This window comes from Streptomyces acidicola (assembly GCF_009377235.1).
In the GTDB taxonomy this organism is placed as follows: domain Bacteria; phylum Actinomycetota; class Actinomycetes; order Streptomycetales; family Streptomycetaceae; genus Streptomyces; species Streptomyces acidicola.
In genome coordinates this window covers 1-24,881 of the sequence record NZ_VMNX01000136.1, presented here as the reverse complement: position 1 = coordinate 24,881, position 24,881 = coordinate 1, and the positions used below count along the sequence as shown (strand labels likewise).

23 protein-coding genes and 4 pseudogenes are annotated in these 24,881 nt (G+C 68.0%); 11 read left to right on the top strand and 16 right to left on the bottom strand.

Going from position 1 to position 24,881, the window contains the following annotated elements; all coding sequences use genetic code 11:
• Positions 1 to 427: 427 nt before the first annotated feature.
• From FPZ41_RS50620 to FPZ41_RS29245, 5 genes and pseudogenes are all read right to left on the bottom strand, one after another.
• Positions 428 to 958 carry an IS630 family transposase gene (locus FPZ41_RS50620; protein ID WP_456154447.1) on the bottom strand — a complete coding sequence of 177 codons (531 nt, stop codon included), beginning with the start codon at positions 956 to 958 and terminating at the stop codon, positions 428 to 430.
• A gap of 100 nt (positions 959 to 1,058) precedes the next feature.
• Positions 1,059 to 1,358, bottom strand: a pseudogene (locus tag FPZ41_RS50615) (winged helix-turn-helix domain-containing protein); the annotation flags it as partial.
• 254 nt (positions 1,359 to 1,612) lie between these two features.
• A complete protein-coding gene (locus FPZ41_RS50370; RefSeq protein ID WP_152866664.1) occupies positions 1,613 to 1,891 on the bottom strand; it encodes a transposase in 279 nt (92 codons plus the stop codon).
• 59 nt (positions 1,892 to 1,950) lie between these two features.
• Positions 1,951 to 3,099 carry a DNA polymerase Y family protein gene (locus tag FPZ41_RS29250; RefSeq protein ID WP_322620873.1) on the bottom strand — a complete coding sequence of 383 codons (1,149 nt, stop codon included), beginning with the start codon at positions 3,097 to 3,099 and terminating at the stop codon, positions 1,951 to 1,953.
• 427 nt (positions 3,100 to 3,526) lie between these two features.
• Positions 3,527 to 4,738, bottom strand: coding sequence for a Cmx/CmrA family chloramphenicol efflux MFS transporter (locus tag FPZ41_RS29245; protein ID WP_152866663.1), 1,212 nt, complete (start codon positions 4,736 to 4,738; stop codon positions 3,527 to 3,529).
• A gap of 247 nt (positions 4,739 to 4,985) precedes the next feature.
• Here FPZ41_RS29245 and FPZ41_RS29240 point away from each other — a divergent pair, with 247 nt between their 5' ends.
• Positions 4,986 to 5,873, top strand: coding sequence for a helix-turn-helix transcriptional regulator (locus tag FPZ41_RS29240; RefSeq protein ID WP_152866662.1), 888 nt, complete (start codon positions 4,986 to 4,988; stop codon positions 5,871 to 5,873).
• Positions 5,874 to 6,209: 336 nt separating this feature from the next.
• On the opposite strand, the gene FPZ41_RS29235 is transcribed toward FPZ41_RS29240, so the two are convergent.
• The 6 genes and pseudogenes from FPZ41_RS29235 to FPZ41_RS29210 all read right to left on the bottom strand — a co-directional run bounded on the left by FPZ41_RS29235 (position 6,210) and on the right by FPZ41_RS29210 (position 10,689).
• Complete coding sequence (locus tag FPZ41_RS29235; RefSeq protein WP_152866661.1) at positions 6,210 to 7,190, bottom strand: SDR family NAD(P)-dependent oxidoreductase; 981 nt, start codon at positions 7,188 to 7,190, stop codon at positions 6,210 to 6,212.
• A 36-nt stretch (positions 7,191 to 7,226) separates the two neighbouring features.
• On the bottom strand, positions 7,227 to 8,240 hold the full coding sequence (locus tag FPZ41_RS29230; RefSeq protein WP_152866660.1) for an NADP-dependent oxidoreductase: 1,014 nt from the start codon (positions 8,238 to 8,240) through the stop codon (positions 7,227 to 7,229).
• A 6-nt stretch (positions 8,241 to 8,246) separates the two neighbouring features.
• Positions 8,247 to 8,651 carry a nuclear transport factor 2 family protein gene (locus FPZ41_RS29225; protein WP_152866659.1) on the bottom strand — a complete coding sequence of 135 codons (405 nt, stop codon included), beginning with the start codon at positions 8,649 to 8,651 and terminating at the stop codon, positions 8,247 to 8,249.
• 55 nt (positions 8,652 to 8,706) lie between these two features.
• Complete coding sequence (locus FPZ41_RS29220) at positions 8,707 to 9,609, bottom strand: LLM class F420-dependent oxidoreductase (RefSeq protein WP_152866658.1); 903 nt, start codon at positions 9,607 to 9,609, stop codon at positions 8,707 to 8,709.
• 11 nt (positions 9,610 to 9,620) lie between these two features.
• Positions 9,621 to 9,761 (bottom strand): annotated as a pseudogene (locus tag FPZ41_RS48720) (SDR family NAD(P)-dependent oxidoreductase); the annotation flags it as partial.
• Positions 9,762 to 9,801: 40 nt separating this feature from the next.
• On the bottom strand, positions 9,802 to 10,689 hold the full coding sequence (locus FPZ41_RS29210; RefSeq protein WP_152866657.1) for a helix-turn-helix transcriptional regulator: 888 nt from the start codon (positions 10,687 to 10,689) through the stop codon (positions 9,802 to 9,804).
• Between the two features lie 330 nt (positions 10,690 to 11,019).
• On the opposite strand from FPZ41_RS29210, the gene FPZ41_RS29205 reads away from it, so the two are divergent.
• Positions 11,020 to 11,928 (top strand): MBL fold metallo-hydrolase, encoded by a 909-nt coding sequence (locus tag FPZ41_RS29205; RefSeq protein WP_228023048.1) that lies wholly within the window; start codon positions 11,020 to 11,022, stop codon positions 11,926 to 11,928.
• Between the two features lie 75 nt (positions 11,929 to 12,003).
• On the top strand, positions 12,004 to 12,612 hold the full coding sequence (locus FPZ41_RS29200; protein ID WP_152866655.1) for a TIGR03086 family metal-binding protein: 609 nt from the start codon (positions 12,004 to 12,006) through the stop codon (positions 12,610 to 12,612).
• A 470-nt stretch (positions 12,613 to 13,082) separates the two neighbouring features.
• Here the strand turns inward: FPZ41_RS29200 and FPZ41_RS48715 are convergent.
• Positions 13,083 to 13,726: pseudogene (locus tag FPZ41_RS48715) on the bottom strand (DNA polymerase III subunit alpha); the annotation flags it as partial.
• Positions 13,727 to 13,845: 119 nt separating this feature from the next.
• On the opposite strand from FPZ41_RS48715, the gene FPZ41_RS29190 reads away from it, so the two are divergent.
• Positions 13,846 to 14,082 (top strand): hypothetical protein, encoded by a 237-nt coding sequence (locus tag FPZ41_RS29190; RefSeq protein WP_152866654.1) that lies wholly within the window; start codon positions 13,846 to 13,848, stop codon positions 14,080 to 14,082.
• A gap of 178 nt (positions 14,083 to 14,260) precedes the next feature.
• Here the strand turns inward: FPZ41_RS29190 and FPZ41_RS29185 are convergent, their stop codons facing one another.
• Positions 14,261 to 14,590 (bottom strand): hypothetical protein, encoded by a 330-nt coding sequence (locus FPZ41_RS29185; protein WP_152866653.1) that lies wholly within the window; start codon positions 14,588 to 14,590, stop codon positions 14,261 to 14,263.
• A 205-nt stretch (positions 14,591 to 14,795) separates the two neighbouring features.
• Here FPZ41_RS29185 and FPZ41_RS29180 point away from each other — a divergent pair, with 205 nt between their 5' ends.
• The 5 genes from FPZ41_RS29180 to FPZ41_RS29160 all read left to right on the top strand — a co-directional run bounded on the left by FPZ41_RS29180 (position 14,796) and on the right by FPZ41_RS29160 (position 20,068).
• Positions 14,796 to 15,482, top strand: coding sequence for an SDR family oxidoreductase (locus FPZ41_RS29180; RefSeq protein ID WP_152866652.1), 687 nt, complete (start codon positions 14,796 to 14,798; stop codon positions 15,480 to 15,482).
• 821 nt (positions 15,483 to 16,303) lie between these two features.
• Positions 16,304 to 17,182 carry an alpha/beta fold hydrolase gene (locus FPZ41_RS29175; protein ID WP_152866651.1) on the top strand — a complete coding sequence of 293 codons (879 nt, stop codon included), beginning with the start codon at positions 16,304 to 16,306 and terminating at the stop codon, positions 17,180 to 17,182.
• The gene (locus tag FPZ41_RS29170; RefSeq protein WP_152866650.1) at positions 17,182 to 17,784 is read left to right on the top strand and encodes a hypothetical protein; all 603 of its coding nucleotides are present in this window, start codon (positions 17,182 to 17,184) and stop codon (positions 17,782 to 17,784) included. Before FPZ41_RS29175 ends, FPZ41_RS29170 begins: the two co-directional genes overlap by 1 nt.
• On the top strand, positions 17,784 to 19,349 hold the full coding sequence (locus FPZ41_RS29165; protein WP_152866649.1) for a linalool dehydratase/isomerase domain-containing protein: 1,566 nt from the start codon (positions 17,784 to 17,786) through the stop codon (positions 19,347 to 19,349). Before FPZ41_RS29170 ends, FPZ41_RS29165 begins: the two co-directional genes overlap by 1 nt.
• Before the next feature lie 29 nt (positions 19,350 to 19,378).
• Entirely contained in the window at positions 19,379 to 20,068 is a 690-nt protein-coding gene (locus tag FPZ41_RS29160) for a DUF169 domain-containing protein (RefSeq protein ID WP_152866648.1), read from the top strand.
• 271 nt (positions 20,069 to 20,339) lie between these two features.
• Here FPZ41_RS29160 and FPZ41_RS29155 read toward each other — a convergent pair whose 3' ends face one another.
• Positions 20,340 to 20,843, bottom strand: coding sequence for a DUF302 domain-containing protein (locus tag FPZ41_RS29155; protein WP_152866647.1), 504 nt, complete (start codon positions 20,841 to 20,843; stop codon positions 20,340 to 20,342).
• Between the two features lie 1,029 nt (positions 20,844 to 21,872).
• Positions 21,873 to 22,241: pseudogene (locus tag FPZ41_RS29145) on the bottom strand (IS701 family transposase); the annotation flags it as partial.
• Positions 22,242 to 22,693: 452 nt separating this feature from the next.
• On the opposite strand from FPZ41_RS29145, the gene FPZ41_RS47335 reads away from it, so the two are divergent.
• Positions 22,694 to 23,764, top strand: coding sequence for a hypothetical protein (locus FPZ41_RS47335; protein ID WP_194236241.1), 1,071 nt, complete (start codon positions 22,694 to 22,696; stop codon positions 23,762 to 23,764).
• A complete protein-coding gene (locus FPZ41_RS29140) occupies positions 23,737 to 24,444 on the top strand; it encodes a site-specific integrase (protein WP_194236240.1) in 708 nt (235 codons plus the stop codon). The genes FPZ41_RS47335 and FPZ41_RS29140 overlap by 28 nt, the downstream gene beginning before the upstream one ends.
• A gap of 251 nt (positions 24,445 to 24,695) precedes the next feature.
• On the opposite strand, the gene FPZ41_RS29135 is transcribed toward FPZ41_RS29140, so the two are convergent.
• Positions 24,696 to 24,881, bottom strand: a 186-nt coding sequence (locus FPZ41_RS29135) for a hypothetical protein (protein ID WP_152866644.1), incomplete at its 5' end; no start/stop codon positions are given.

Below are 24,881 nucleotides of genomic sequence, written 5' to 3'. Positions count from 1 at the left end.
CGGAGCAAACGGGCGGCCAAGTCCGCAGCTCGATGGGCGCGAGGGTGTGCGTATGAGGCAAACACCTCAAGCGTGACGGCCACGAAAGTTACTTACTGGCACAGAGCTTCTCTAAATGCCCACTGAGTGGGCGTTTGACGTTGATTCGCGATGGGTATTTGGGCGCGTTTTGTCGCATTCATTGCCAATGTGTGCAGCCTGAAATGCCTGAAGCTCCACGCTGGTGGGAACCTTCTGCCTCATTACTAAACCAGACGGAATCTAGTGCCGATAAATGGATCAAACAGGCACACGGGTCGGCAGCCGGAAGGTTGCGAAGGCGCACGTAAGGTGCGAATCAGCCCGAAAAATTGTAGCGCTAAGCTCCTTCTGTCGCTAACGGCCTTCAGGCTGATTCGCACCTTATTGATCCGAAACTCAAAGGGTTCTATTCGAGGATGTAGCGGACGTGTGGTCCGCCGAAGTAGCCGCGGACGATGTGTGGCTGGCGTTGGCGGCGATGGAAGAACCTGCGGGTCTCGGCTGCGAGCTGGGCCTGGTCGCGGGCCCGGCTGAGCATCGGCAGACTCCGCTTGAGGTCGGCGTTGACCAGCTCGTCGGGGTTCAGTTCGGGCGAGTACGACGGTAGGAAGTGCAGCTCGATCCGGCCGGGGTGATCGGCGAGCCAGGCACGGACCTTGCGGGAGCGGTGAGCGGAGTGGCCGTCCAGGACGAAGTGGACCTTGTGGTCGAAGTGGCCCGCGAGGTGGTCCAGGAAGCGGCACATCACGTCCGCGTCGAAGGCCTCGGTGAAGACCATGAAGTGCATGCGGCCCTTTGTGCTGATCGCGGACATCGCGTTGACGGAGAACCGGTTGCCCGTGCGGCGGACGACCGGGGTGCTTCCCTTTTCGCCCCAGGTGCGGGCGGGTGACCTGGTCGGAACGGATGCCGACCTGGTCGGCGAAGAGCACCTCACCGCCCTCGGCCTTGGCCTTCGCGTGGATCGCCGGCCACGCCTCCTCCCGCCAGACACGGACCGCTTCAGCGTCCTGCTCGACAGCCCGCTTGTCCGGCCGCTGGAACGACAGCCCCCACCGCCGCAGGTACTTGCCCACCCCCTGGTCGGTCAGCCGCACCCGGTACAGCTTCGCGATCAGATCACCCACACCGGCACGTGTCCACAGCTGCCCGGCCAGCCCCAGGTGACAGGGACGGTGATCCAGTACGGCCTGCCGGACGGCCTGCTGCTCGACCCCGTCGAGAACCTGATGCTCGCCGACCCGGCGCCCGCGTGGCTGGGCCACGAGTGCCTCGCGCCCGCCTGTCAGCCACTTCGCCCACCAGTTGTCCACAGCCTTGAGCGAGACCTGGAGCACCGCGGCGACATCCTCTCGAGTCCGGCCCGCCACCAGCGCGGCAACCGCCCGCAGCCGAAGAGCCTCCTGCGCAGACGGCGACAACTGCCGTGCATCCCCCACCAGTTCACTCACGCAGGGATCAACGATCCGGAACACCTACCGTTTCGGATCAATAACGCGGCATGAGGCAGTTTGAAGCCTCCCCCCGCAGGGCGGCTCCGAACGGCCAAAAAACCTTCATCTTCCGCACAGCGCCACTCTTGAGAGCTGTCCTACAACCAACTCTCTTTCGTGTTCAGGACACAATCCCCGGCGAAATACTTCGCCGCCTTGCGCAGGATCTCGCGCTCCTCCTCCAGCTCGCGGACCTTCTTGCGCAGGGCCGCGTTCTCCGCCTCCAGCGGCGTGGGCGGCTGGGCCGGGTATCTCCGCCCGCGGCCCCGGGGCCTGCTTGCCCCCGCCGCCCGGACCCAGTTCCGCAGCGTCTCCGGGTTGACCCCAAGATCAGCGGCAACCGACCTGATCGTCGCTCCGGGGCGGGACTGGTACAGCGACGGCGTCCGCCTTGAACTCCGGCGGGTAGTTCTTCATGGCCACGAGATGTCCGTTCTCAGATCCTCAAGATCCAGTGTCTCGTGTGTCCAAGATCAGGGGTCAAGCCCCGTGGTCCCGGCGTATGGAAGCGCAGGCCGACCGCGGTCGGCCGCTCGGTCAGTTGCCTCTGCCCTGAGGAGCCCGCGCCGGGTGAGGACTTCGAGCAGATCAGTCGGGCGACTTCCTCGCCTGCCGGCCGGCCGCTGTCGTCCGGGACGCGCAGGTCTCGATATCCGTCCTGAATCATCGACACTCCTCGGCAGGGGTGCCCACCATGGCCTGCCGCTGTCGCGCCTATGTCGCACTGACGTCTACGCGTGTCCTCTGTACGACCGTCGCGGTCCCACTGGCGGGCTGCCGGGGGAGGCGAGCTGATGGCGAGGGCGGCAGGGTGGATCACCTGGTGCCCGTAGCGGGTGCGGGCGCGATCGGCGACGGCTTCGATCGCGAGGGGTTTGTCGTCACCGCCGTCGAGGGTGAGCTGCCGGGTGGCCCGGTCGGCGGGCCGAAGGGCGTCGGTGCGCAGTGCGATGCTGCGGACCCGGGCGCGCTGGAGACCGAGAGACGCGTACACCGCGTACACGGCGCGGGCCAGGAGGACAGTGTGCTGGGTGGCTTCGGGCAGGGTCCGGCTGCGGCGGGTGGCACTCAGGTCGGCGTAACGGATCGTGCAGGTCACGCCCGTGGCGATCTGGTCGGTTGCGCGGAGGCGGGCACGGAGGTCGTCGGCGAGAGCGAGCAGGATGCGCCGGTGGGCGGCCGGGTCGAGTTCGTCCCCGGGGAAGGGGTGTTCCGTGCTGAGGCTCGCCGGGGCCGGGGTGGGGTCGACGACAGTGGTGTCGTGGCCGCGGGCGTGCTCGTGGAGGGCGCGGCCGGCGCGGGCACCGAGGATGCGCTGCAGCGTGTGCTGAGGGACGTCGGCGACGGTGTGCAGGCCGTACTCGCCCAGCAGCGCGGCGGACTTCCCACCTACGCCGGGAAGTTCCCGTACGGGCCGGGGCCGAAGGAAGGCCGAGATCGCCTCGGGGGAATCGTCGATGACGGTGCGCCGCCCGAGCGGCGTGAATGGCGGCGAGCATCGGGGTGCCGGCCACGGCAGCCGAGCTGCGCACCCCGAAGTAGGCGAGCGCGCGGAGCTGGACGAGTTCGGTGATGCCGCGGGCATCGCGCTTCCACCATCGGGTCGCACCGGTGAGGTCGAGGAGGGCACCGTCCTCGAGCATCTGCACGCGCGGCGTGAAGTCCTCCAGCAAGCGGCGCAGCCGTTCCGAGAGTTCGGCGTCGGCGTCGGGCGGCAGGTCGAAGGAGAGGCGGAGGATGCTGCGGCCGCTCATCATGATCACCCGGCGCTTGACTGGTTCACCAGACGCCTCAAACTGTCTCGCCGCCACGTCGGGAACAGAGCTTCGATGTCGGGCTCCTCAAGACAGGGATCTGACGCAGGCGCTTCGTGACCTGCAGCCCACCTCCGACTGCCGAGGGAGTTCACCCGTCCCGTGAACAATGTATCGAACATAATTCGAACACTGCGACTTTTGTCGGGGGCGGTGTCGTTATGACCGGACAGTGCATCCTGGTTTCGGTTGCAGCTGTCAGGGGGCAGCGGTAGCGCGCTCCAGCTCGGAGACGGTTGTGGGCACCTCGGTTCCCGCTTCGTGGCGTCGGGTGAGGTGGCGGTCCAGCAGAACGCTGCCCATGTGGGCCACCCCGAAGGCCGCGCCGATCCAGGCCGTACCCGCCAGCCCCAGTCCCGAGTTGATGACGAGGCCGGATGTCAGGGGAGCGACGGCGATGCCAACGTTGAAGGCGGCGATGTTCACGGCGCCCCCGAGCGTCCTGGTCTCTCCGAGAATGGAGAACACCCTGGCGTTGACGGCGGGCGTCACGCCGAAGTTGGCCGCCCCCAGGAGCACAACCAGCGCGATCGTAGCCCAGGCGACATGCGCCGTCACGGCGAGTGCCATCGCGGCCACGACGAAGGCGGCCATGCCCACCAGCAGGAGCGTGAAGGGGGCGCGGTCGGCTACGCGACCTCCGATGGTCAGGCCGATGAACGCGCCGACGCCGTAGAGTCCGAGCACGAGGGGTACCAGGCCGGCACTGAGGCCGGTGACGTCTTCCAGCAGGGCTCCGAGGTAGGAGAAGATCGCGAACTGGGCGGCCACGGTCAGTGCGGTGGTGGCGTAGCCCACCCAGAGCCGGGGCTGCATCAGCGAGCCCAGTTCCGTGGCCAGACGCGGCTGTGCCGTCGTCGTGTCCCGGCCGCCGGGCAGGGCGATGAGCAGTGCGATCGTGGACAGCGCGGTCATCGCGGCTACGGCCCAGAAGGCGGCCTCCCAGCCGGCGTGCTGGGCGAGCAGGGTGCCGCCCGGGACACCGATGATCGTGGCCACGCTCAGTCCCGAGACGACCACTCCCATGGCCCGGCCCTGCTTAGCGGCGTCCACCAGCGAGATGGCCGCGACCGAGGCCATGGCCCAGAATCCGGCATACGCCATGGCCGACAGCACCCGCATGACCAGCAGGAATCCGAAGTGCGGGACGAGGGCGGCGCCGACATGGGCAGCGATGAAGACGAGCTGGAAGCCGACCAGCGCGGCACGGCGCGGCATCTTCAGGGTGACCAGGCTCATCAGTGGTGCTCCGACGAGCATGCCGATGGCGAAGGCGGACACCAGCATTCCGGCGGATGCGAGGGGAATGTCGAGGTCCTGGGCGATGGAAGGCATCACGCCGGAGAGCATGAACTCCGAGGTGCCCTGGGCGAAGATGCCCAGCCCAAGGACGTAGATCACAAAGGGCATGATTCATCTGCTTCGTGTGAGGAACGAGGGGGGGAACCGGGTGCTCCGCTCGGCCGTGCGCGGCTGCTTCTCAGAAAGGGCCCGTTGTCGGCGAGGACCACCTGTGGAGGCGGCGTTGCCTCCCGGTTCGCGTCCAGCATTCCGCCCGGGACACGCGTGCGGACGCCTCGCGCGCGCCCTGCTGAACCTAGGTCTGGCTGGTCCACTCACCGGCCCGTCATGCCGCTGTGGTGGTATCACTGGATGCATGGATCAAAGCGGCGAGCTTGGTGACTTCCTGCGCTCGCGCCGGGCCCGTCTGCGTCCCGAGGACGCGGGGGCGGCTTTCAGCGGCGGCGCGCGCCGGGTCCCCGGACTGCGCCGTGAAGAGGTCGCGCACCTGGCCGGGGTGAGCACGGACTACTACGCCCGCCTCGAACAGGGCCGGCACCCCCACGTCTCGGAGACGGTACTGGAGGCAGTCGCCCGCGCCCTGCGCCTGGACGACACCGAACGCGGCTACCTCTTCGAACTCGCCCGACCCAAGTCCCCCAGCCCGGGGCAGCGCCGTCCGGCCCCGCTACCGCGCGTGCGTCAGGCGATCCACCAGATGCTGGACGTCCTGAACGATGTCTCGCCTGCCCTGGTCCTCAACCACCGCAGCGACGTCCTGGCAGTCAACCATCTTGCCAAGGCGCTGATCACGGACTTCGACGCGCTGCCGTACCGCGACCGTAACTTCGCCCGGTTCGTTCTGCTCCACCCCGCCGCCCGTGACCTCTATCAGGACTGGGACCGGGTCGCGGAGGCGTTCGTCGCCAGTCTTCGCCTGGCTGCCGGACGCCATCCCGACGACCGTCTGCTGAACGAATTCGTCGAGGAGCTGTCCATCAAGGTTCCCGAGTTCTCCACCTGGTGGGCCGGCCACCGCGTGGACCAGTGCGCCCACGGCACCCGGCGCCTCGTTCACCCCGTGGTCGGCGAACTCACCCTCTCCTACGAGACGCTGGCCCTGCCCGCCGACCCTGACCTGAGCATCTGCCTCTACACCGCGGAACCTGGTTCGGCCTCCGCGGAGACGCTCCGTATGCTCGCCAGCTGGAGTGCCCCGACGGGCGTACGACGGCACAGCTCCTCCGAGGCACCCTCAAGCTGACTCCCGAAGGTCGTCCGCAATTTCCGCTTCCGTGTGACCTGCGGCAGCCGTCCTTCCGCTGCTGCGATGCGTTTTGCCCCCGTCTGCGCGGTCCCGGGCGATGGCCGGCTCCTCTGCAGACTTCCAGGACCGCGCATGGAGATAGGTGTTCTGCACATCGCGCCGTCGAGGCCGCTCCCCACTGACGGGATATTCGAGACCCGATCCGATGGTCAGGCCGACGTCCGTGTCGTACAGGTCCCGGCTCACGTATGCGACGTGCAGGTCAGCACTGTGTGAACGAATCGCGCTGGAATCGATGCCACGAGTTCAGTGCCGCTCTTGCGAGGATTCTGCTCATGCGCCCGTTGCGGCGAGCGACAGTTCCCACAGGCGCTTGGCGGCGTCCGGGTCGAGCGCGTACGGGGCTACGCCGCCGGAGGACTTCCCCACTGCCTCGGGCGTCAGTGTTTCTGCCTCGTTGTTGTCCTCGAAGTAGCGACCGCCGACGCCCTCCAGCTGGGGAGAGGTTGCCACCAGCACGCTCGTCGCGGCGCCCTGGGCGATGGTCTTGAACCTGAACGGCGCGCCCTGGATCGAGCCGAGTTCCCCGGCCGCCTCGGCGGCGCGCAGCTGTGCGGCCTGGTCCGGATCCATGTAGCGCGACAGGTTCGTCGACATGATCACGCCGGGATGGACGGCGTTGGCGGTGATCCCGTCGGCCGCCCAGCGATTGGTTGCCTCGACCGCGAAGAGAACGTTGGCGGTCTTGGACTGCCCGTAGGCGAGCCACGGGTCGTAGGGGCGGGAGGTGAAGTTGATGTCGTCGAACACGACGGGCGAGGTGTGATGGCCCCGGGAGCTCAGCGACACGATCCGCGCATTGCCGGCCGCCGCGAGCGCGTCGTGCAGGCCGACCGCGAGCGCGAAGTGGCCGAGATGGTTGGACGCGAACTGCAGTTCCCAGCCGTCCGGTGTGCGCTCGAGCGTGGGCAGTGCCATCACGCCGGCGTTGTTGACGAGGATGTGCAGGGGCCTGGACCAGGCGCTCGTGAAGGCGGCGATCGACGCCTTGTCGGCGAGGTCGAGCCGGCCGACATGGACGGCGTCGTTTCCGGTCGCCTTGCGGATGTCGGTCGCGGTGCCCTCGCCGGAGTCCGTGTTGCGGACCGCGAGGGTGACCGAGGCACCGGCGCTCGCGAGGGCACGGGCGGTCTCGGCGCCGAGCCCCGAGGCTGCGCCGGTGACGACTGCGTGCTTGCTGGTGAGGTCGATGCCTTCGATGACCTCGGCGGCCGTCGACTCTTCTCCGAAGGGGGTGTGGATGCTGGTTGTCATGACCTCAAGTCCTAGTCATCGGTCGGTTGTTTTCCCTCACGCCTGAAGTTCGAGTTCGAGGACGAGCTTGCCGGTGTTCTTGCCGGTGAACAGGCGCCTGAGCGTGGCCGGGAACGTCTCGATGCCGCCGTGCACCGTGTCCTCGATGCTCGTCAGCCGACCGTCGGCGAGCCAGTGCGACATCTGCGCCATGGCCTCCGGGTATCGGTCGGCGAATGCGGGAGCAACGACGGCTGCCATGGAGGCGCTTTGGTACAGCAGGGTCAGGTAGTTGCTCGGCCCCACGACCGTATAGGCGTTGTCGTACTGGGAGATCGCCCCGCTGATGACGACTCGCGCGCCGCGGGCGAGGCGGGTGAGTGCCTGGTTAAGGATGTCTCCGCCGACGTTGTCGAAGAACACGTCGACGTATCGGGGGGTGAGGTCGCGCAACTGGTCGAGAAAGTCGTCCCGTTTGTAGTCGATGGCGGCGCTGAACCCGAGCCGGTCGACGAGCATGCGTGTCTTCTCGGGGCCGCCCGCGATCCCGATCACGTGCGCGCCCTTGATCTTCGCGATCTGACCGGCGACGCTTCCGACGGCCCCGGCCGCTCCCGATACGAGCACCACGTCGCCCGCGGCGAGCCGGCCGACATCCAGGAGCCCGAAGTAGGCGGTCATACCGGTCATGCCCAGGACGCCGAGATACGCCGCGAGCGACCGGCCCTCCTCGGGGTGGACCTTGTAGACCCCGGTTCCGTCCGACAGAGCGAACTCCTGGACGCCGAACGTGCCGTGGACGAAGTCACCCTCCGCGAAACCCGGATGGCTGGAGTGCACGACCTGTCCGATCGCGATCGCCCGCATGACCGCTCCGACGTCCACCGGAGTGACGTGCTCTGCTTTCATCCAGCCGCGCATGGCAGGGTCGATCGGCAAATGCGTGACCTTGACCAAGAACTCGCCGTCGCCGGGCACTGGAATGTGGGTCTGCAGGAGCTCGAAATCGGAGTCTTCGAAGGGGCCCGCCGGGCGAGTCTTGAGGCGGAACTGGCGATTGGCGCCGGTCATCCCGGCTCACCTCGCCCGGTCGGGCGCGAAGCGGTCGCCGAAGACCGGCAGACCGCTTGCGGACTCGTCGCGGGTCGCCTCGTCCTCCCAGACGTCCCAGTGTTCGGCCAGTCTGCCGTTCTCGACCCGTACGACGTCGGCCACGACGGAGGCGGTCTCACCGGTGCCCGAGTACCGGCCGTAGAGCATCACGTAGTCGCCCTCGGCAACGGTGAGTTGGTTGTCGTAGTGCAGGGTGGCCGGCAGGGCGCGAACCAGGTTGAACAGACCCTCCCGTCCCGGCGGGATGTGTCGGCTGTGCTGAAGGTATTTCTCGGACCAGAACTCCTGGGCGGCCTCGTAGTCGCGCTTACCGAAGAGGGTGTCGAAGGCCGTCAGAACGAGTTCTTTGTTCTGCTCGGGTATGGACATGCCGTGCTCCAGAGGATGAATGTCATGAGTGCCTCAAGCGTCGTCACGGGTGCGGTTACACACTCTTCGCGGTGACGCCGGTGAGGTCGGCGAGGCGGCGCCACTGGTTGAGCGGCGGGGTCTCGCCTCCCTCGGCGGTGATGAGCTGCAGGGCCAGGTGGTCGGCGCCGGCGGTGTGGAACTCGGTCAGACGGTCGCTGATCGCGTCATGGATGCCCCAGACCACCAGGGTGTCGATGAGCCGGTCGCTGCCGCCGCCGGTGAAGTCATCGCCGGTGAAGCCGAGGCGCTCGAAGTTCGCGGTGTAGTTGGGCAGCCGGAGATACAAGCCGAGGAAGTCACGTGCGAGGGCTCGTGCCCGGACGGGGTCGCTCTCCAGGGCCACGGTGACCACGGGAGCCAGGAGCGGTCCGTCGCCCAGGGCCTCCCGGGCCTGCTTTATGTATGCAGGGGTGACCATGGCAGGGTGGGCACCGGCGGCCCGGTCGCGGGCGAGACGCAGCATCTTCGGTCCGAGCGCCGCCAGGATCCGGCGGTCGGCCGGGACGGGGGTGGCCGCGTTGTCGAGAGCGTCGAGGTAGCCGACCATCGTGGAGTAGGGCCGCTGGTAGTTCTGGGCCAGCTGCGCGTGGCTTGCGCCCAGGCCCATCAGGAACCGGCCGGGGTGGGCTACCTCCAACTCGGCCCGCTGCCGGGCCACCGTGGCGGCCTCCTCGTGCCAGATGTTGAGGATGCCGGTGGCCAGGGCGACGCGTTCAGTGGAGGCGGCGACCGCGACGGCGTGGTGCACGCTGCTGTTGCCCCCGAGCCAGATAGCGCCGAAGCCGAGTTCTTCCAGCTCGACTGCCGCGCGTCGCCGCTGTTCTTGAAGTGCCGGGTCCTCAGAGCGCAGCTCGTGGCTGAAGATTCCGAAGCGGCCCAGGGACTGCTGCGGTGTGGTGCGAGGTGCGGAGTGCATCGTTTATTCCTTAATAAACGGGCGGTCTCGGCGCCGAGACCCGAGGCGGCGCCGGTGACGAGCGCGTGCTTGCCGGTGAGGTCGACGCCGTCGATGACCTCGGCGGCCGTCGACTCTTCTCCGCAGGGAGTCTGGATAAGCGTGGACGTCATGACCTCAAGTCCTCGTCACTGATCGGCCGTCTGTTCCTCATCAGCCGGACGGTGCCTGGGAGGGGGTGGCCTCGTGTGTGTTCGTCGGTGTGGTCCAGCTGGCGAGCAGGCGGAGTGTTTCCGCGGAGGCGGAGCCGGGTTCGGTGGTGTAGACCACGATGCTCTGGTCAGGGTCGGCGGGCAGGGCCAGCGTCTCGTAGGAGACGGTGAGTTCACCGACCACGGGGTGAACAAGGCGTTGGGTGCCGTGGGCGCACTGGTCCACGCGGTGGCCGGCCCACCAGGTGGAGAACTCGGGAACCTTGATGGACAGCTCCCCGACCAGTTCGTTCAGCAGACGGTCATCGGGATGGTGTCCGGAGGCCAGGCGCAGACTGGCGACGAAGGTCTCCGCGACCCGGTCCCAGTCCGTGTACAGGTCACGGGCGGCAGGGTGGAGCAGGACGAATCGGGCGAGGTTGCGGTCGCGGTGCGGCAGCGCGTCGAAGTCGATGATCAGCTGTTTGGCCAGGTGGTTGGCGCCCAGGACGTCACTGCGGTGGCTGAGGACGACAGCCGGCGAGACGTCGTTGAGAACGTCCAGCATCTGGTGGATCGGCTGCCGCAAGCGTGGTGCGCGGGCGGGACGGCTCCGGAGGCGTCCGGGTTTCCTGGGCCGGGCGAGTTCGAAGAGGTAGCCGCGTTCGGTGTCGTCCAGGCGCAGGGCGCGGGCGACTGCCGCCAGTACCGTCTCGGAGACGTGGGGGTGCCGGCCCTGTTCGAGGCGGGCGTAGTAGTCCGTGCTCACCCCGGCCAGGTGCGCGACCTCTTCACGGCGCAGTCCGGGGACCCGGCGCGCGCCGCCGCTGAAAGCCGCCCCCGCGTCCTCGGGACGCAGACGGGCCCGGCGCGAGCGCAGGAAGTCACCAAGCTCGCCGTTGTCGTTCATGCGGCCAGTGTGCTCCCCATAGCGGCGTGACAGGCCGGTGAAGGTGGACCAGTCAGACCTAGGTTCAACAGGGCGCCCTTGGAGCGTTCACCCGCACGCAAAGCAGGTCATGCTAACTGAAAAGCGACGACCTTCTCCGGCGAGGAAGCCAGAGGACCTCTCCGCACTGGGGCTGGAGAAAGCAGCGGCTGTCCTGCACCGACCCGCTGTCGCCTCGAACCACGCTGCCACAGGCCAGGCCCGAGCCAGCCCTCACGCGGCCCCTTGGAACTCCATCACAAGACACCCCTCCGCCCCAGCCCTGAGACGGGCCACCCAAAGGAGATCACCATGACCGAGTTCGCGCCGGTACCCGACTTCGCCCTGGGCCCGGACATCCCGGAGTCCGGGTATGTCGTCCAGGACCTGGGCGGCGGTGCCCATTTCGTCACCCAGGGGATGATCAACACGATGTTCGTGGAGACGAAGCACGGTGTCGTCCTCGTGGACGCCTCACCGTTCCTCGGGGACAGACTGCTGGAGGCGATCGAGTCGGTCACCCCCAAGCCGGTCACCCACCTGATCTACAGCCACGCGCACGCCGACCACATCGGGGCGGCTCACCTGTTGAAACGGGACGGCCTGAAGATCATCTCCCATGAGATCACCGGCGAGTTCATCAAGGAGGTCAAGAACGACGACCGGCGCCCCCTGCCCACCGAGACCTTCAGCGGCCGGCGCAAGGAGGTGGACATCGACGGCGTACGGTTCGTCCTCGACTACACGGGAGACTGGCATCAGGCTGGCAACCTGTTCATCCACCTGCCGGAGCTGAAGCTCATGGGAGCGATGGACAGCTTCACTCCGAAGAGCGCTCCATTCTTCCGCCTGTACTTCTCCGCACACGTGCCCGCGTACTTCGACGCCATGGACCAGTTGCTGGAGTACGACTACGAGACCATCGTCACCGGCCATATGGCTCTGCCTGGTACGCCCGAGGACGTGGCGACGAACCGGGAGTACATCCGAGCCCTGCGCGCCGCTGCTTCCGAAGCACTGCGCACGGTCGACATGAAGGAAGCCTCGGCCGCCGCCAAGGTGCCGGCGAACAACAAGCAGGCGGAGATCAAGGTCTGGATGGACGCGGTCACCGCCCGCGCGGCCGAACTCATGCCGTCCTGGGAAAAGCGCCTGGGAGGGACCGACATCTTTCTCGCCGACAACCTGAACGCCACCGCGTGGAGCGTCTTCATCGACTAGGGCGACGCCCTACGGATGAGGGGCGACCTGCGGTGATTGCGTTCGTCGCAGTCGACTTCGCAGGAGGGATGCCGCATGCTGCCGGCGACAAGCGTGGCGCAGTTGGCGCAGAGTATCGATCTGGTCGTGGACGCGGTGCGCGGCGCACCGGTCGACCAGTATGACAACCCGACGCCGTGTTCGGCGTGGACGGTGAGAGACCTCGTCAATCACATCGCCATGATGCTGCTGATGACGAGAGACGTGGGCATCCGCACAGCGCCGGATCCGAGCCTGCTCACCGCGAACCCGGTGCCCCTCCTTGCCGGGCGGCCGGAGCCCGAGTGGGCGTTCCTCCTGGCCGGCGCGGCGGAACCGGCTGCCAGGGCCTGGTCCGAGCCGGCAGCGTGGGAGGGCGAGGCCGGCCTCGGCGGACCGCCCATGCCCGCGACCGCGCTCGGCGGGATCCTGATCGCCGAATTCACCATCCATGCCTGGGACATGACAGCAGCCACCGGACAACGGGGCACCGTTCCCGCATCCTTGGCCGAAACGGCGTTCGCGACGTACTCGCGTGAGGCACCCCGCATGCGCGGTCTTGGCCTTCTGGGCGACGAAGTACCCCAAGATGCAGACGCCCCCGTACTCGACCGCGCACTGGCCCTCAGCGGCAGAAACCCCCGATGGGAACCGGCGGCACATTAGGGCGTGCCCGGCGGTCCACCGGGGCCTTCAGCCGGCGAACCATCCTGCCTCGACGACGGCGGCCACCCCCACTAACACTGGGGCCGGCCGCCACCTTCGTCTACGGCTGCGTGGTCACGACCGGCCGCCACCACGACACTGCTCGCGGGGACGCAGGGGCTTCACCTCGGCCAGCTACCGTTGCTTGCTCAGCGCAGCGTACAAGCGTTTGAGGAATGAGCGCGCCGCGGATCGATCACAGTTGATCTTTTCCGTTATCGTTACTGGTCAGCTTGGACGAAGAAGCGAATCAGCTCCTTTGAGAGGAACTCTGGCTTCTCGTCGGGGATCCAGTGCCCGCAGTCTTCGATGACGCCGAGTCCATGCGTCTCGTGGCGGAGAACGTGTCCGGCGTCTGTCGAGTGCTGTGTCTGGTGTCCAGCATCTGGTGGCTGCCTGGCGAGGGAAGTAGACCCGTGACTGCCGGTTTAACTCCCGGCGCCGGAGCCGCGCGCGGCGACCCGGATTCCCAGCGCCCGGGTATCGGCGACCACCTGGGCCACGGCGAGGAAGTACGTCCCGGGCCCTGATGTGGGGGAACGATTTGGCGATGTCGCCCACGACCTGGGGCGGAATCCCGAGAGCGAGACCGGTGTCCCGAAGGGCGGCGGACAGCGTTCGTCAATACGGCGCGTACGCCGAGCTGGTCGGCCAGGCCCACGGTGCGCGCGGCAAGCCGCAGCGATCCCGCTCCGGTGCTCTCCCGTCCCAGGTACACGCTCTCCAGGCGCAGTCGTTCCCCGGCCAGTTCCCGCCACGGCGCGAGCAGATGCTCGGCGACATCCGGGCGGCCGGCGGACAGCGCCCGTACCGGCTCGGAGGAGGGACCGAGGAGCACCACCAGGTCGTCGTCGGCGTATGCGCGCAAGGTGGGCCACGACACGACCGGCGCCGCGCCGTCGGCTTCTGCGTGCGCGGCGGACACCAGGCGGCACAGCCGGGCCCACCCGGCCGCGTTCTGCGCGAGCAGGGTGATCCGCAGCGGCGGCTCCAGCACGTGTGCGCCGCCGCGCACCGGTGTACGAGGGCGTACGACGGCCGGGTCCGGCGGGGTGGGCGACTCGCAGATGAGCAAATCCACGGCCTCGCACCTCCCCCCGTCTTTCGCGTGCTTCCCAATCTGTTCAATGCCAACGGCTGCTTCTGGACGGGAAGGGGTGAGGTCGGCGACCGTCCGGCCCGGAGAGGCACTCCATGCCCCAGCTCTTCCACAACCTCGCGCTCCTCGCGGCGCTGGCCAGCCTCGCGGTGATCGCCCTCAGCTCGCTCGCGCTGGACGCCGGCGACGAGCTCACCGCACACCAGGTCCGCGTCCTGTGCGTCGCGACGCAGGCCATCGAACACATCGCGATCGCCTACGGCACCGCCCTGGCCGCCCAGGACACGCCGCTCACGCTGGTCGCGAAGGCGGTGACGCCCCTCCTCGGGTAGCGCCACTGCACATGCACGAGCACCGCGGCGGCCGGAGTCTGATCGTGTGGACTTTCCCGTCGACGTCGCGCTCGCCGAGCCCGTCCCGACCCTGCCGGTCGGGACGGGCTGGCGGTACGAGATGAAGTTATGGACAGGGTTCAGCGCTGTCCATTGTCCGCTCTCGTGTCCCAAGTGCTCAACACGTGCTGCCCATCGTGAACAGCACCGGGTGGCAGCGGCGGGCCGGTTGACCCTGGACGCGCTGCTGGGCCTGGCGCTGCGCTACCCCGACGTCGTCGGAGCCGCCCTGGTGCGCGCGGTCCTCGCCGACACCGTGGCGGTGCGTGCCGGCGAGGGCCCGGCGGTCGGGGCGACGCTGCCCCTGACGGCGCGGTGGGCTCGGAGCGTCTCGCGTACCGGGCGGGGGCGGGGAGATGCCCGCCGACGTGCTGGAGGCGGTGGCCAGCGCGCTCGCCGCCTGCGGGGACGAGGACGCGGTGGCCACCGCGATCGCATACGCTGACAAGGAAACCCGAGGACTGTCCGGCCAGGCGTTATGCACAGGCGCAATCGGGCGTCAGCCCTCGCGATGAGAGCCGCAAGCGGTGAGGTTTATTCTTGCGCGTTCGTACGTGGCTGCCGAGGACCTGCAGGTCCGTCGGCCCGAACGCGCACCACCCCTTGTCGATCCGTTTGCCCAAAGAGAGCACGCTGGTGGCAAAGGAAGCACCATGGAGATCAAGGGTTCGGTTGCCCTGGTGACGGGAGCCAACCGCGGAATCGGGCGCGCATTCGTCCACGCACTGATCGGGCACGGAGCGGCCAAGGTCTACGCCACCGCCCGGGACCCGGCAACAGCGGCTGGAGAAGGTCTCATCCCGTTGCGCCTGGACGTCACCAATCCCGAGGACGTCGCCGCAGCCGCAGCGGCCGCGGATGATGTCACCATTGTGATCAACAACGCGGGTACTTCAAGCGGCGAGACCGGCCTTCTGGAGGGTTCCTTCGACGGTGCACGTCGGGCGATGGAGGTCAATTTCTTCGGTACCTGGGCCGTCTGCCGGGCCTTCGCTCCGGTCCTGCGGCGCAACGGCGGCGGTGCACTGGTCAACATGCTCTCCATGACCTCCTGGACCGGGCGGCCGGATTTTCCCGGATACGCGGCCTCCAAGTCAGCCCAGTGGTCGCTCACCGACTCCCTGCGCCAAGGCCTGCGGGAGCAGGGAACCCTGGTGGTGGGGGTCCACGCGGGCTTCGTCGACACCGACCTCAGTGCCCGGGTCGACGAGCCTAAGATCACCGCGGCCGAGGTCGCGGAGCAGACCATGCAGGCGATCATTGCCGGCCGGAGCGAAGTCCTCGCCGATGAGCCCACCAGGCAGCTCAAAGCCGCTCTCTCTCAATCCCCCCAAGCTTGAGCTCGCCCGCCTGACCCCTCGATGGGGACGGGACAGCCAGCGAAGATGCTCGGCGGCTGCGCGGGCCTGTGGGCCAGTCCGCCCTGTGGTGCTCATTGCGAGAAAGCTGCGGCGGAGTCGCGGTCGGGCACGGTGCCTGGTGGACGGGGCACGGGTCTCCTGCCGACCGGTCAGACTACGGCAACGGGGCCCTGGACCGGCTCTGCCTCCCTCGGTGGTTCCAGTGCGCCGGTCTGCGGCCCCGCTCTCTCGACGTTGTTCAGGCCGCACTCGTTCGGCCCTGGAGAACAGCGCGAACCAGTGCAGAGGGACGAGAACCTCGCCGATCACGGTTGCCGGGGCGCCGGCGCAGACCTTGGCCGCTCCGTGCCGATCAGTGCGTGGACGAATTGATGTCCATGGCGCTTCCTTCGCCACCCGCGTGCCCTCGTCGGGCAGGCAGGTGACCTGCTTGGCAGTGGTCCGCGTCCCTCGTCAGCGTATGCGAGGGGCATCCCTCGGGCTCAAGATGCGACGTGAAGTGCGGCGCCGTAGGCTCGATCCGTGCGCCGGTCCGAGGCGATGTCGGTGATCACCGCTCCCTGAAGCAGAGGTCGGCCCGTGCGAGGCGAGGCCTATGAGCCCCCTCCCGTTCGGCACACCAATCAGGCCCTACGTGGCCGCGACAGATCTCACCCGATCACCTCCTTCCGGTCAGCCGGCGAAGCGGCGGCGAGCCACCCTGCTCCGGTATGTGGTCGCCCGCCCCGGCCGGTCTGCGTGCTTGCCCGTGCGGCGCGAGCCGAGCCCCAGAAGCGACCGAAACGGAAGAGTTGATCGTCATGTCGAACAGCGACATCGCGCTGACCGCCCCGAACCAGTTCGTCGAGGGCGCCAACGGGGTCACGTACGCCTACCGGCGGTTCGGCACCGCCTCCGACGACGTGCTGCCGCTGGTCATGTTCCAGCACTTCCGCGGCAACCTGGACAACTGGGATCCGCTGCTGCTCGGTTCCCTCGCCGCCCACCGCGAGGTCATCCCGGTCGACAACGCCGGTGTCGGTCTGTCGACCGGGACGGTCCCGAACACCATCACCGGGATGGCCCGCGACGCCATCACCTTCGTCGAGGCACTCGGGCTGTCCAGGATCGACCTGTTCGGGTTCTCCATCGGCGGGATGGTCGCGCAGGAGCTCACCCTGATCCGTCCCCAGCTCGTCCGCCGGCTCGTGCTGGCCGGCACCGGGCCGCGCAGCGGCGTGCTGATGCATGGCTGGATCAACGACGTCCAGGCCCTCGCCAACGTCGCCGACAACCATCCCGAGGACCTGCTCTCCCTGTTCTTCGAGGTCACCCCGACCAGCCAGCAAAAGGGCCGGGAGTTCCTGGAGCGGCGCGCCTCCCGGACCGAGGACCGGGACAAGCCCGCCGGGCTGCAGGCCCGTGACGCCCAGATGGACGCCATCACCGAATGGGGCATCCCCAACCCGGCCCAGCTGGACCGCCTGGCCGGGATCACCCAGCCGGTGCTGGTCGCCAACGGTGACAACGACATCATGATCCCGACGCCGAACACCTGGCTGCTGGCCGACCACCTGCCCAACGCACGTGTCAGGATCTACCCCGACTCCGGGCACGGCTTTCTGTGGCAGTGGCCCGAGGAGTTCGCCGCCCTGGTGCACAGCTTCCTGTCCGGCGCGGGCGAGGAAAAGGCGCCGTGATGGCCACGATCAGCCAGGGGCGGGCGTCACGAGCGGCGGCCGTCGCGGGGCTGCGTGTGCTGCTGTGGTGGCTCGGGCACGGGCTGGTGCTGGCCGTGCGGTGCAGCGCGGCGCTCCGGTCCCAGATCACGCGCAGTCTCACGGTGGAGATCTCCGCCAACGACGGTCCCGCACGGCACTGGGACTTCGACGGACAGCGGCGTCTCGTCGCCACCTCGGCCGGCCGGGCCGCGGCGCCTGACTTCGCGGTCCGCTTCAGCAGCAGCGCTCACGCACTTCATGACCTGGTCTCACCGGATGCCGTCGACGCCATCATGCGCGACCGCATCGACGGAACCGTCCGCGTCGAGGGCAACCATCTGCTCCTGATGTGGTTCCGCGGCCTGGCTCGGAAGGTGGTGCCCATCGGTGGGGCCGATCCTCCCCGGCAGGCCCTCCCGGGGGCCTATGTGGCGCACGACCCGGCCGCCAACGGCGTCGAGGAGATCATCATCGAGCCGGCGGTGCAACGACTGGATCCGCAGTGGACCGGCGGCTGGCAGGCACGGGCCAAGCTGTGGATCGTACGGGGGACCAACGGGGAACCCCTGCGGGAGCCGTGATGAGCAGCCGTGCCGTGACCCCCGAGACGGCAACACCCGCACCCGCGCTGAACGACCGCGCTCTGGGCTGGCTGCGCTACATCTGGGACAAGGCAACCACCCCGGATGACTGGAGCGACCAGGGCGAACCCCTTCCGTGGTGGGACCGCTACACCGCGCCGCCCTTGTGCTCCTTCCCTCGGTTCGACGTCCACAACATGGCCTACGTCCTCCCGGTCATGCTCGAATCGACCCCGGCCTGGCGGGAGGTCTACACCCGCATCGCTGACGAACTCGTGCGCCGCTACACCTCGTTCTGGGGCGCGGTGGACTGGTGCACGCTGATCGGTCCCGACCCGGGTGCGGATCGCTATCCGCCCGCGTGGCAGGCCTTCATCCCCGAACCGCTGCGCGGCCGCTACCCGGTACCGGGCTGGACCGGAAACGGGATCGAACCATGGGGACTGCAGCCCGACCCGTGCGGCGCCGACGGGAACGTCTTCTACCGGGGCTGGCTCAACGTGGTCCTCGGCATCCGCCACTACGTCTCCGGAGAGGCCACCGAGCACCGGCCGTTCGAGATCACCGGCTACCAGAGCCGCACGTTCACCTGGACCCACGCGCGGATCGCGGAGTTCATCTCCGCCCAGTTCCGCAGCCGCCCCCAGGGCCCGCACTGCGAGAACACCAAGATCTGGCCGTTCTGCGTCAGCGCCACCGGACTCGGCCTCAAGCTCTACGATGCGCTGCTCGGGACCGACCTGAGCGAGCCGGTACCGCGCTGGTTCGACTACGTGCGCCGGCACTACATGAGCCTGACCCGCTCCGGAGAGCTGCGCACCTTCGCCCTCTACTACGACCCGATCGAGCAGCGCCTGCACTCGCTGCCCGGTCCGTCCGTGGCCCACGGGGTGTTCCCCTGCCTGCTGTACATGTACCCGCAGGACCGCGAGTTCTCCTTGTGGATCTACGAGCTGGCGATGCGGCGGCTCGGCTGGCTGGACCCCGGTCTCCCGCTGAGCAGGCTCCGGGCCGACCCCAACCACCTCAGCACGGCCCTGTGGATGGCACACGAGACGGGGGACACCGCCACCGAGGACCGCATCCGGGACTACGTCGAAAGGGAATACCAGCCCCGGTTCTTCGGTGAGGAGAACGACCGTTTCGGATTCTGGTTCGGCTATGACTCCACGTGGCCGCGCGGACAGATCAACGCCATCCTGATGCTGGTCGAGAGCGGCACTCCCGGGGCGTGGTGGCGGATCTTCAACGAACCCCTGCCCGCATCGGCGTCGGAACCGCGGCTCAAAGGTGTCGACTATCCCGCCCTCGGTATCCGGCGAGCCCGCAACGACATGGTCCACGGCGCCCTCGACATCGAGACCACGGCCGCCACCCCGTCCCGGCGAGGCACACCCACCAGGTTCACCGTTGACCGGCTCCCCGCCCCCGCCGAGGTCTCGGTCATCGTCGACGGCCGGGACTCGGCCGCCTGGCACGTCACTGGTGGCGATTCCATCCAGCTCGACCTCGACATCGACGACCATACGATCCGGGTCGCTTTCCCCGGCGACGGCTCCCAGTGAAACAGTTCTTGCCCTCGTAAGGTGCCTCTATGACGTCCACATCCGCATGGGCGGCCCCCCTCGTCGAACTCCTGGGGCTCGCGCACCCTCCCGTCGCGGTTACCTTCGGCACCCAGCCCGCCGCCTCCGGCGACAGTGGTCTTGCCGCGCAGCCGGCAGGCTGCTGCTTCTGGGAACCCGCCCAACGGCAGGTGCTCGACACCCGCGCCGCGGACCACGCCCACTGCAGCACCGGAAGCTACACGCACGGTCTGATCGACCTGGCCGGCGCCGCGTCCGGGGCCGACACCGCCGCCCTGGTCGACAGCGGCTGGATCACCCCGGCTGACCTCGACGTCGTCGCCCGCCTGCCGATCCGGCCCACGTCGATCCGCTACGAGCCGCTCACCGTCGCGACCGACCCGGACGTCGTGCTCGTCCGCCTCTCGCCCGTCTCGCTCATGACCCTCCAGGGCGCATGCCCGGACCTGCGGCTCGCCTCCAGACCGCAGTGCCAGATCGTTCCGCTGGCCTACGCCGGCCAGATCGCGGTCAGCCCGGGATGCGCGGTCAGCCGCGCCCGTACCGGGCTTCCCACGCAGGAGATGACCTGTGCACTGCCCGCCGCGCGCCTACCCGCCCTCATCGACCGCCTGCGGCAGGCCGTCGCCGCCGACCAGGCGGTCGCCTCCTACGCCACCATCGACCGCCAGCGCTTCGCCACACTCGAAAGGCCGTGAGTTCGCGGATTCAGAAGCGCGCTCGAAGCTGAACCGACGAGAGGTGCAGCCATAACCGCATCGAGACGAGCCCGAGTTCGTGGTGCCTCGCCGAGCTGGCACTACCCAGTCAGTGGGCAGGGCTTCGGCGTAGTCGCATGATGCGCGATCCGTGACGTTCCGGCGCGGCCGTGCGGATCGCCTCAGCGTATACGCACCTTTTGGGCGCGGGGCGCCCGCAGGTCGGGCGGGCGAGTCCGCCACGGGCCGTCTCCTGCGATTCGAGATCAGGTCAGGCGACGGCCTCGAAGACCCCGACCAGCTCATGGTCCAGCCGCCCGGGAACATCTGATCCCTGCATCTCAGGGAACTGACTGAAGAAGGAGGAGGGCTGGTCCACGTCGATACGTGTCTGCTCACCGTCGTGCTGGGACACAGAGACACGCACCGGCGCCCCCAGGCCGGCCGCACCGGTGTACTGGAACAAGCCTCGGGCAATGACGGGGTTGCCGACGAGGTAGAACTTGGACTCGATCGGGATTCCGGCCAGTCTCATCGCTGTTCCCTGCTCAAAATCGAAAAAGATGGTGTAGTTGCTTGGCGCCGTAATTCTTGTGACGTAGGCCTCGAATCCCTCGCGGTTTTTGTGTGCCATGTATTCCATCTGCCTGGTGATCGAGAAGCGCTGCAACTTCGACTCGATGGCCTCAGTGACCTCGAAGTACGATTTATCGGAGCGAATTGTGATGAGCACCCCGTCGAAATGAGTCTGCGTCGTCTGCGGTGACATGGTCATCCACCTGTTCCTCTGCACCGACGGCCACGTGAGACAGCACGTGAGCCCATCGTCATGAGTTGTTCGTTTTTGTGAATGCGTATTGGGGAACTGCGGTATCAGCCACCTGGCTGCAGCTTCGCGAGCCGGTATTTTGCAGGGCTGGCAGTCTGGCCGCCCTGCACCCTTCGGGTGTAGAGCGTCGAGTCGGACACGCTACGCCACCGTCTCTGGCGCGCCCGCGTCCGCGAGACCAAAGCTACTGGGCGTGACTCATCGAAGCTGGTGCGGCGCGCGGTACACGGACGGGGAGATCGGGGGTCCCGAGCTTTCCCTTCGGGTCTGAACTGCGGCCAGAGCCAGATTCAAGTAGTCATATCAGGGGACGACCCTGTTGTCCGCCATGCTCAGGATGATCATGCTGCCTTGGTGGTTGGCGAAGGGAGCTACGCGGCTACGTTCTTGGCCAGTTCGTGATCAGGACTTCCTGCCGGCCGAGCGGCAGGCTGAGATTCGGGCAGGGTGCGATCAGGTCCTGAAGGGCGGGACCTGCTGCGCGGTGAGGTCGTCGCGCAGCCGCAGGAAACGCACAGGGTGGCGGTAGAGACCATCATCGATGGCAGTGTCGGCAACGAACTCCGCCACCCGGTCGGGGCGTACCGGGTGGTACTCCAGGTCACCGCGGGCGCCCCATCCAGCGGATTCTCTGTCAAGTACTGCGTGTTGAAGGAGCTGCGTCCGGCTTGGTTGCTCGGAACCAGCGGTATCCCCTTGTCGGCAGCCGCATCGCCACACGACAAGGTGAGACGCGTCACGCCGCAGTGGCGAGGGGGAAGAGGCTGGCGTTAGCAGATTCTGTTCCGGATCATGGCCCAGAGGACGTCGGTGAGGTGGCGGTCAGTGAATGGCCTGCTTGGGCCCTTTTCCCCCGCGGCGCTTCCGGTCTCGCGAGCGAGCCTACTTGGATTCGGCGATCTTGTTCAGGAGCTGCGTGGCCTGGTCCACCGCAGTCTTTTCTGTCGCGCCTAGTACTCAAGCTGTAGATCACGATCATGCTTGGGTCGCCGCTTGGCGTTTGTAGTGGCTGAGCTGGGAACGGGCTTGATGACGGCGCCTCCAGTGGGACCAGCGAAGCCAGTGGCCGACCTCGTGGACGGGTCCGGCGACGAGAGCCATGAAGAGTCGCTGGAATTCGTTGCACGTCAGCGGTATCAGGTCGTCAGGCCCTGGACGGAGTCGGTGCTCGTCGGCGCGGACGACGGCCAAGAAGGCATGGGTGAGCATGGCGAGGGTGACCCAGCGGGACCAGGATGTATAGCGGCGGAGTTGGTGCTCGTCCAGGCCGGCCAGGCCCTTTCCGGACTGGAACCTCTCTTCGACCCTCCATCTGGATCCCGCGACCCGCACCAGGGCTGCGACCGCGACGCTGGCCCAGGAACGAAACCGGCCGCACGGCAGCTGGCGGATCGGGGCCCTTGCCCGGCTCGCGCAGTAAGTGCACCGGCTGGCCGTCGATCTCGAAGCGGTGGTGGCGGCGACCCGGCCGACGCCTTCGACGTCATCGTGGCCTCCCTGCTCGGCTTCGGCTTCTCCTCGCCCCTGGTCAAGGGACTTCGTCGACAAGGTCCACGACGTCGTCGGTCTGTATCTGGACCCGAGCTTCGCCAACACCTCGTGGCTCCCACCCCCGTCGTACGGGCCCTGCCCACCCAGCCACAGCCGCCCGCTGACCCAGCCATCAACCGGTGACGCTGCACCGTCGCGGCCACAGCCCGAGGGGGTAGCGGCCGCATGCCGGGCGGCGGAGCGCAGGCTCACGGCCGTATCCTCCGCCTCTCCTTCGACCTGCCGCCCGACGCCGACACTGGAAGATGGCCAACCTCTTCCACACCCTGATGACCGACACCCTCGGCTACGACAAGTACGCCGCCGCCGGCTCCGGCTACGGCGCCCTCATCACCAGCCAGCTCGGCCACACATACGCCGCACACCTCTACGGCATCCACCTCGGCATGGACCTGCCCCTCGGCAACTTCCAAACCGACCGCTACTGGGACGTCACCGGCGGCCACACCATCCCGGCCGACGCCTCACCACGGCTGCGTGAGGCCCTGCTCAACCTCGAGGGGACCTACGCCTCCCACGTCGCCGCGCACATGCTCGACGCGCAGACCATCACCCACGGCCTGAACGACTCCCCGGCCGGCATGCTCGTCTGGATCCTGCAACGCTGGAAGAAGTGGAGCGACCGCTGGGGCCATTTCGACGAAGTCTTCGACCGCGACTTCATCCTCACCAACGCCACCATCTTCTGGGCCACCCGGACGATCGGCTCCTCCCTTCGCGTCTACCGCAACTGCAACCGCTACCCCTGGACGCCCTCGCACGACCGCCACCCCCAGGTCCAGGCGCCGGCCGGCTTCAGCTTCCTGCTCGGCGACGCTTACCCGCCCGGCGTCCGCACCGTCGAGGAACCCATCGCCGCCTTCGAGAACGGCCCGACCCGGCACCTGTTCAACGCCGTACACGTCAACGCACACCAGAAGGGCGGCCATTTCACGGCCTGGGAGAACCAGAGACCGTCATCACCGGCATCCAGGAATCGTTCCGCCAACTCCGCTGAGAACGCGGCACCCTGCGCTTCCCGATGTCGCCAGTGCAGGCCGGACAACCCGTTGCTCGGGACGCGGGATGGAGGCTGGTCCGTACACGTGGACGATCGTGCGGGACGGCACGGTCGTCCACGGCTGATCTCAGCGCTCGTTCGGGTGACGTTGAGAGCCGGGTGTGGCCGCTGCCGCGCTGGTCAGGCAGGGTGGCTGAATGGTTCCTCGATCCAGCGAGGTGCCTTCGCTCTGGGGGCTCCATGCAGCTGTTCTTCACGGACCGGCGGAAGGTCTGGAGGGCGGGGGACGTGGCCGGCGTTCGCCCTGCCGAGCTGAGCGAGCTGTTTGAACGGCGACGGGTTCCGACGGGCACGCCGATTCTTCTGGACGAGGTGATGCGCCTGGTAGAGCCGCTGTCGAGCTGGTTCCGGGTGATCGGCCAGCAGGGCCTGGACGTGAAGACAATGCGGGCGTATGCCTACACCGTCTTGATGCTGCTCAACTTCCTTACCGCACGGGGCCTGGACTTGCGGCTGGCGACCGAGAACGACGTGTTTGAGTTCCGGCGGTGGCGGCGCGAGGACGTCGAGGAGACGGTCGGCGAGGCAGCCTGGAATCGGGACGCCGCCGCGATCGGCGGGCACTACGACTACTTGGCCCAGGTCGGCTACGTGAGCGGGCGGCCCTGGCGGGCGACGGGACGCGGGGAGTCCCTGGGCAGCGGGGTGAGCCGGGATCCGCGGGTCCGGCACATGGAGCTTGACCAGTACCTGTTCTTCCGGGACGTCGGGTTCGGCGGCCTGGAGCCGGGCGGCGGCCTGGACTTGGGCTTCCGGGGATGGCGGCCGCACCGCAACCGCTCGGCGTTGGAGCTGGCGCTCATGACGGGGATGCGAATCCAGGAGTGGTCGACCCTGCTGCTGCCCGAGCTCGGCCTGGCCGGCGGCCGCCGACCCGCGGTCGCGGACGTCGACCTGGCGGCTTGCGCAAAATCGATGATCTCTTCCGTGTCCTGAGTCTCTTCGAGCACCACTGCCTCCTTGGTTCCCGGGCAGCTGCTGCCTGTGGGAGCCAAAGGGCTTATGGGAAGTCTCATCCTCGTGCTCGAAGCAACATTGAACGCGCCCGTTGGCTGGCTCCCTGCGCCCGGCTCATGAACGATCTCGAAGGTCACAGACATCACGGCGTCAACAGGCAGCAATCGCAACCATTTTCCGCCCGGAACGGGCGTCGCCGCAGGGGATCCGGTGGGCTCATGAGACACATATCAGTCTGGAGAGCCCTGACTGCGGTGGCCGAGCCGGCGCAGGTCCGCGGAGCGGGTCCCGGCGGGCTGGAGATCGGCGTAGGGGTGAATCCGAGCCCCGGCCGTGCCGTCGGCGAGCGTGCGCTGGGGCGTGGTCCGCTGTGCGGGGGTGGGGGCCGGGCCGTTGCGGCCGAGGAGGTCGAGGGC

Coding starts and splice junctions, on each gene's coding strand:
- FPZ41_RS29250 (WP_322620873.1), bottom strand. CDS start 3,099: ATGCCCGCGGCATCACCGAACTCGTCCAGCTCCGCGCGCTCGCCTACT.
- FPZ41_RS29245 (WP_152866663.1), bottom strand. CDS start 4,738: ATGCCCTTTGTGATCTACGTCCTTGGGCTGGGCATCTTCGCCCAGGGC.
- FPZ41_RS29240 (WP_152866662.1), top strand. CDS start 4,986: ATGGATCAAAGCGGCGAGCTTGGTGACTTCCTGCGCTCGCGCCGGGCC.
- FPZ41_RS29235 (WP_152866661.1), bottom strand. CDS start 7,190: ATGACAACCAGCATCCACACCCCCTTCGGAGAAGAGTCGACGGCCGCC.
- FPZ41_RS29230 (WP_152866660.1), bottom strand. CDS start 8,240: ATGACCGGCGCCAATCGCCAGTTCCGCCTCAAGACTCGCCCGGCGGGC.
- FPZ41_RS29225 (WP_152866659.1), bottom strand. CDS start 8,651: ATGTCCATACCCGAGCAGAACAAAGAACTCGTTCTGACGGCCTTCGAC.
- FPZ41_RS29220 (WP_152866658.1), bottom strand. CDS start 9,609: ATGCACTCCGCACCTCGCACCACACCGCAGCAGTCCCTGGGCCGCTTC.
- FPZ41_RS29210 (WP_152866657.1), bottom strand. CDS start 10,689: ATGAACGACAACGGCGAGCTTGGTGACTTCCTGCGCTCGCGCCGGGCC.
- FPZ41_RS29205 (WP_228023048.1), top strand. CDS start 11,020: ATGACCGAGTTCGCGCCGGTACCCGACTTCGCCCTGGGCCCGGACATC.
- FPZ41_RS29200 (WP_152866655.1), top strand. CDS start 12,004: ATGCTGCCGGCGACAAGCGTGGCGCAGTTGGCGCAGAGTATCGATCTG.
- FPZ41_RS29190 (WP_152866654.1), top strand. CDS start 13,846: ATGCCCCAGCTCTTCCACAACCTCGCGCTCCTCGCGGCGCTGGCCAGC.
- FPZ41_RS29180 (WP_152866652.1), top strand. CDS start 14,796: ATGGAGATCAAGGGTTCGGTTGCCCTGGTGACGGGAGCCAACCGCGGA.
- FPZ41_RS29175 (WP_152866651.1), top strand. CDS start 16,304: ATGTCGAACAGCGACATCGCGCTGACCGCCCCGAACCAGTTCGTCGAG.
- FPZ41_RS29170 (WP_152866650.1), top strand. CDS start 17,182: ATGGCCACGATCAGCCAGGGGCGGGCGTCACGAGCGGCGGCCGTCGCG.
- FPZ41_RS29165 (WP_152866649.1), top strand. CDS start 17,784: ATGAGCAGCCGTGCCGTGACCCCCGAGACGGCAACACCCGCACCCGCG.
- FPZ41_RS29160 (WP_152866648.1), top strand. CDS start 19,379: ATGACGTCCACATCCGCATGGGCGGCCCCCCTCGTCGAACTCCTGGGG.
- FPZ41_RS29155 (WP_152866647.1), bottom strand. CDS start 20,843: ATGACCATGTCACCGCAGACGACGCAGACTCATTTCGACGGGGTGCTC.
- FPZ41_RS47335 (WP_194236241.1), top strand. CDS start 22,694: ATGGCCAACCTCTTCCACACCCTGATGACCGACACCCTCGGCTACGAC.